Genomic DNA, 5,773 nt, shown 5'->3' with positions numbered 1-5,773 from the left:
CTGGCCTACGCCTACGACCTGGTCTGCAACGGCAACGAGATCGGCGGCGGGTCCATCCGTATCCACCGCCAGGACGTGCAGGAGCGGGTGTTCGCGCTCATGGGCCTCACGCCGGAGGAGCAGCGCGAGAAGTTCGGCTTCCTCCTCGACGCCTTCTCCTACGGGCCGCCCCCGCACGGCGGCATCGCCTTCGGGTGGGACCGGATCTGCGCGCTGCTCTCCGGGGTGGACTCGATCCGCGACGTCATCGCCTTCCCGAAGACCGGCGGCGGCTACGACCCGCTGACCGGGGCGCCCGCCCCGATCACCGCGCTGCAACGCAAGGAGGCCGGGGTCGACTCGAAGCCGGCCAACCCGGTCAAGCCCCAGGAGCGCCCGGTGGACGACCCGGGCGAGGGTCCCGACGCGGGCGGCTCCGGCCCCGCCTGAGCCGGTGATCCGCCTCCGCGCGCTCTGCCCGTCGGAGCGGACCCCCGACGTCGTCGCGGTCCTGCGCGACGACCCCGGGACGACCCACGTCGTCGTCCTGCCCGGGAGTGCGGTCGAGCCGGCGGGCGACGTCGTCGAGGCCGACCTCGCCCGCGAGGCGGTCGAGGGGGTCATCGAGCACCTGCGGGGGCTCGGGATCGACCGCGACGGCGGGATCGACCTGCTCGCGCTGGACACGGTCGTGTCGAACGCCGCCGACCGGGCCGAGGAGGCCGCCCCCGGGGAGGGCGTGGACGCGGTCATCTGGGACGAGCTGCTCGCACGCACGGGCCAGGACGCGCGGCTGACGGTCACCTTCACGGTGATGCTGACGATCGCCTGCCTGCTGGGCGCGGTGGGCGTCGTGACCGATTCGCCGGTCACCGTCGTCGGCGCCATGGTGCTGGGCCCGGAGTTCGGGCCGCTCGCCGCCCTCGCCGTCGCGATCGCCCGCCGCCGGCCCCGGCTCGCCCGGGAGGCGGCCACCGCCCTCGTCGTGGGGTTCGCCGTGGCGCTCGCGGTGACGACCGCGGGCGCGGCGCTCGGCCGGCTCACCGGGGCGGTCACCGACGACGCCCTGGGCGACCTCACCCAGACCGCCTTCGTCTACCACGTCGGCCCGGTGAACCTGCTGGTCGCCCTGCTCGCCGGGGTCGCGGGGATGGTGGCGCTGCTGGCGGGGTCGGGATCCGGCGTGCTGGTCGGCGTCTTCATCTCGGTCACGACGGTCCCGGCGGCCGGGTTCGCGGCCGTCGCGGCGGTCCTCGGCGCCTGGTCGCAGGCGCTGGGATCCCTGGCCCAGCTGGCGGTGAACGTCGTCGGGATCGTCGTCGCCGCCCTGCTCGTGCTGCTCCTCGCGGGGAGCCGGGGGCGGGGCGCCGCGACCCGTCGGCCGAGCCGGAAGCCGCACGCTGCGTGATCGCGGGCAACCGGAACGTGGCCATCCGAACTCGGTCGTGCATCGATTCCGACTCCGTCACGTTTCGGTTACTCGCGAGTAGCAGACGAACCGACCGGTAGGCTCCACCGTCTGATGACCCCGCTCACGGCCGACGACCCCAGCGTCCCGTCCTCTCTCGACAGCCCCGGTCACCCCCGTCCCGACCACACGATCGACCGGACGGTGGCGCTCGCCGAGGAGCTGTTGACCCGTCGCAGCGGGGCCCGGGTACGGCTCGCCGACGCCGAGGACCTGGGCGGCAGCACCCGCTCACGGGTGGTCCGCGTGCGGGTCGCGGAGAACCCGTTCTCGCTGCCCCGCTCGGTCGTGGTGAAGCACTACCTGGGCGGGCCGGAGGCGCACGGCGCGGAGCGCGTCGACCCGTTCCCGTACGAGGCTGCGAGCTGCCAGCTCTTCACCGCGATGCCGGCCGAGGACCGCGCGACCCCGACGCTCTACGCGAACGACCCGGAGCAGCGCCTGCTCGTCCTGGAGGACCTCGGACGCTGCTCGAGCCTCGCCGACAAGCTCGACGGCGACGACCCGAAGGCCGCCGAACGGGCGCTGCTCGGGGCGACCCGCGCGCTCGGGAGCCTGCAGGCGGCCACGGCCGCGCGCGAGGGCGACTTCGGGGCGCTGCTGCGCCGCTCCGGCGTGCGCCACTGGCGCGACCCGCTGGCCGACGACGCCCGCTCCGCCCTCGCCGAGATCCCCGACCTGCTCGCCCACCTGCTGCGCGTCGAGGCCGCCCCGGCCGCCGTCGCGCACGCCCGGTCGGCGGCCGGCCTGCTCGGCGGCACCCACTACCGCGCGTTCAGCCCCTCGGAGGTCTCCCCGGAGAACTGCCTGCTCACCGGCGCGGGGGCCCGCTTCCTCGACTTCGAGTGGGGCTGCTTCCGCGACGTCGCGCTGACGGCGGCGTCGGTCCGGCTGCCGTTCCCCGGCTGGGCCCGCCCCGCCGTGCTCCCCACGGGCATGACCGAGGCGATGACGGCGGCCTGGCAGTCGGCGGTGGCGGGGGTGTGGCCCGAGCTGGCCGACCCCGCGGTCTACGGCCCGCGCCACCTGGCCGCGACGACGCTGTGGGTGTGGGTCTGCACCCGCTCGCTCCTGCCCGGCGTCGTGGGGAAGGGGGCCGGGCCCGAGCAGGTCGTCGTCGGGCGCCCGCCGCACCACGCGGCCGCCGTACTGGCCGGCTACTGGCGTCGGCTGCGCACCGACGGCGAGCGCCAGCGCGACGACGCCACGACCGACCTCTCGAGCGCCGTCGTCGCCGCGCTCGAGCCCTACGGGGGCGACGAGCCGCTGCCGCTCTTCCCGGCCTTCTCGAGGTGCTCGGGCGGCTAGGGCCCGGCGGCGTCCGCCGCCGTCACGCGCCCGAGGGAGCGGTCGGCGACGGTCACGACGACGAAGAGCGCGGCCGCGCCGAGCATGAACCAGGCCAGGTCGTGCAGCCCGGGGGTGTCGGCCCGCGGGCTGAGGACGACCCCGCCCGCCGTCGACGCGACGATGGCGCCCAGGTAGTAGAAGGTGCGCAGCAGCCCGGCGGACGACCCGATCCGCTCGGGCGTGGCCTGGTGGTAGAGGGCGTTCTGGTTCGCGAGGTTGTTCAGGCCCTGCGGCACGCCGGCCACCACCGCGATCCCGACGAGCAGCCAGACCGAGCTCGACGGGCCGAGCGTCAGCAGCGCGGCGGCGACGACGACCTGGGTGGCCGCCCCGACGAGGAGCTTCCCCCGGATCGCCGGGCTGCGGCCGGTCAGCGTCGACACGACGATCCCGGCGCCGAACACCGGGAGCAGGACCAGCCCGGCGACCGACGGGTCCAGGCCCCGGCCCTCCTCGAGCCACTGCGTGAAGCCGTAGAGCAGCGAGTACGACGAGACGGCGGTGAGCAGCGAGCGCGCGTACGTCGCGAGCAGCGGGCCGTTGCCGGCCAGCAGGCGCAGGTCGAGGAACGGCGACGCCGCCCGCAGCTCCCACCACACCAGCCCCGCGCCCGCCGCGACCGCGAGCACCGGGAGGACGGCGAGCCGCATCTCGGGGTGGACGAGGAATCCCAGCAGCGCCACCAACGCCACCGTGAAGGCCGCGATGCCGACCAGGTCGATCCGCGCCGCGAGCCCGGCGCGGCCCTCGCGCCCGACCGGTGTCTCCCTCGGCAGCCACCACGCCCCGAGGACCAGGCAGGCCAGCGCGAGCGGGACGTTGACCAGGAAGGTCGCGTGCCAGCCGCCGGCGGCGATGAGCAGGCCGCCCAGGGTCGGGCCGACGACCGCGACCGTCTGGGTCGAGACGGCGAGGACCGTCAGGACGGTCTGCGGGCTCTCGCGCCCGGTGCGCTCCGCCTCGCGGCGGATGAGGTTCATCGCGGCCGGATAACCGGCGCAGGTCCCGAACCCGATGAGCACCCGGGCGAGGACGAGGACGCCGAGCGAGGGGGCGAGCGTCCCCACCACGCCGCCGGCGCCGATGAGCACCGCACCGGCGAGGTAGAGCCGCCGCGGCCCGTAGAGGTCGATGAGCCGCCCGACCACGGGCTGACCGACCGCGGTCGCGAGGTAGAGGCCGGTGACCAGCCACGCCGTCTGCGAGGCCGGGGCACCGAACGCGATCCCGATCGGCACCAGCGCGACGGCCAGCATGGTGGAGTTGATCGGATTGAGGATCGCGCCGAGGATCATCGGCAGGATCAGCCGGCGGTCGAACGCCTCGCCGTCCCCGGGCGCGCCGCCGCGGCGCCGTCGCAGGAACGCGGTCACGCGACGAAGCGGGCGATGCGCTCCAGGGCCTGCTCGAGCTGGGGGAGCGAGGTCGCGTAGGAGCAGCGCACGTGGCCCTCCCCGGACGGCCCGAACACGTCGCCGGGGACCACGGCGACCTTCTCCCGCTCGAGCAGCCCCTCGGCGAAGTCCTGCGAGCTCATCCCCGTGGTGCGGATCGAGGGGAAGACGTAGAAGGCCCCGCCCGGCTCCGGGCAGGTGAGGCCGAGCTCGTCGAGCCCCTTGGCGAACAACCGTCGGCGACGGTCGTAGTCGGCGACCATCTCCTCGACGTCGTCCTGCGCGGTGCGCATCGCCTCGAGCGCGGCGACCTGGGACATGTGCGGGGCGCAGAGCATCGTGTACTGGTGGATGCGGTGCATGAGGGCCGCGAGCGGCCCGGGGGCGCAGACGTAGCCCACCCGCCAGCCGGTCATCGCGTAGGACTTCGAGAACCCGCCGAGCGTGACCGTGCGCTCCCAGGCGCCCGGCGCGGCGGCCACCGGGGTGTGGACGCCGTGGTAGGTCAGCCGGTCGTAGATCTCGTCCGACACCAGCCAGAGGTCGTGCTCGACGGCGAGGGCGGCCAGGGCCGCGAGGTCGGTCGCGCTCTGCGCGGACCCCGTCGGGTTCGACGGCGAGCCGAACAGGACGGCCTTCGTGCGCTCGGTGACCGCGGCGCCGATGATCGCCGGATCGAGCCGATAGGCGTCGGCCGGGTCGAGGGCGACGGGCACCGGGACGCCGCCGGCGAACGCGACGCACGGCGCGTAGGCCACGTAGCAGGGCTCCGGGACGATCACCTCGTCGCCGGGGTTGAGCAGCGCGCGCAGCGTGAGGTCGAGCCCCTCGGAGACCCCCGAGGTCACCAGGCACTCGTCCTCGGGGCGGTAATGCACGCCGTAGCGGTCGGCGAGGTCGGTGCACACCGCCTCGCGCAGCTCGAGCAGCCCGGAGTTGCTGGTGTAGGTGGTGGCGCCGTGCTCGAGGGCGTGGATGGCGGCCTCGCGCGCGCTCCAGGGCGTCGGGAAGTCCGGCTCGCCGACCCCGAGGGAGATCACGCCCTGCATGCTCTGGGCCAGGTCGAAGAACTTGCGGATGCCCGACGGGGGGACCGTCGAGACGATCCGCGAGAACGGCTTCTGCGGTGTCATCAGGGCGTCACCGACAGCCGCTGGTCGGGCTCGGGGTCGATGAGCAGCTGGCCGTCGTCCTTGTAGCGGCGTAACAGGAAGTGCGTCGACGTGGCGGTGACCCGGTCGATCGCCGAGAGCTTCTGGGCCACGAAGTCGGCCACCTCGCGCATCGACGCGCCCTCCACCTCGACCCGGAGGTCCTGCGCGCCGCTGACCAGGTGCACCGCGCGGATCTCGCGGAACCGGGCGATCCGCTCGGCGACGTCGTCGAACCCGCGGCCGCGCTCCGGGGCGACGGTGACGTCGACGAAGGCGGTCACCCGCTCGTCGCCGAAGCGGTCCCAGTCGACCACGGTCTTGTAGCGCCGGATGACCCCCGAGGCCTCCCACGCCGCGATCTGCTCGCGCACCGAGGCCTCGTCGATCCCGGTCAGGGTCGCGATGCGTTCGACGCTCGCGTGCGCGTC

At 74.8% G+C, this 5,773-nt stretch carries 6 protein-coding genes; 3 read left to right on the top strand and 3 right to left on the bottom strand.

The window, feature by feature from the left end; genetic code table 11:
• From AC0CYZ_RS18515 to AC0CYZ_RS18505, 3 genes are all read left to right on the top strand, one after another.
• Positions 1-429: amino acid--tRNA ligase-related protein (locus AC0CYZ_RS18515; protein ID WP_472217961.1), on the top strand; the 429-nt coding region annotated here is incomplete at its 5' end.
• Positions 430-433: 4 nt separating this feature from the next.
• Entirely contained in the window at positions 434-1,387 is a 954-nt protein-coding gene (locus AC0CYZ_RS18510) for a DUF389 domain-containing protein (RefSeq protein WP_472217959.1), read from the top strand.
• A 114-nt stretch (positions 1,388-1,501) separates the two neighbouring features.
• On the top strand, positions 1,502-2,755 hold the full coding sequence (locus tag AC0CYZ_RS18505; protein ID WP_472217957.1) for a hypothetical protein: 1,254 nt from the start codon (positions 1,502-1,504) through the stop codon (positions 2,753-2,755).
• Here AC0CYZ_RS18505 and AC0CYZ_RS18500 read toward each other — a convergent pair.
• From AC0CYZ_RS18500 to AC0CYZ_RS18490, 3 genes are all read right to left on the bottom strand, one after another.
• The gene (locus tag AC0CYZ_RS18500; protein WP_472217955.1) at positions 2,752-4,170 is read right to left on the bottom strand and encodes an MFS transporter; all 1,419 of its coding nucleotides are present in this window, start codon (positions 4,168-4,170) and stop codon (positions 2,752-2,754) included. The genes AC0CYZ_RS18505 and AC0CYZ_RS18500 overlap by 4 nt on opposite strands.
• Positions 4,167-5,324, bottom strand: a complete 1,158-nt coding sequence (locus AC0CYZ_RS18495) for an aminotransferase class I/II-fold pyridoxal phosphate-dependent enzyme (protein ID WP_472217953.1) — start codon at positions 5,322-5,324, stop codon at positions 4,167-4,169. The genes AC0CYZ_RS18500 and AC0CYZ_RS18495 overlap by 4 nt, the downstream gene beginning before the upstream one ends.
• On the bottom strand, positions 5,324-5,773 hold a 450-nt coding region (locus AC0CYZ_RS18490; protein ID WP_472217951.1), incomplete at its 5' end, for an Lrp/AsnC family transcriptional regulator. The genes AC0CYZ_RS18495 and AC0CYZ_RS18490, both read right to left, overlap by 1 nt.

Source organism: Actinomycetospora sp. (assembly GCF_055612215.1).
This window is presented reverse-complemented; position numbering and strand designations above follow the sequence as displayed.

What these genes read in the sequence shown, in the direction of transcription:
- AC0CYZ_RS18505 (WP_472217957.1), top strand. Translation starts at nt 1,502, where the DNA reads ATGACCCCGCTCACGGCCGACGACCCCAGCGTCCCGTCCTCTCTCGAC.
- AC0CYZ_RS18495 (WP_472217953.1), bottom strand. Translation starts at nt 5,324, where the DNA reads ATGACACCGCAGAAGCCGTTCTCGCGGATCGTCTCGACGGTCCCCCCG.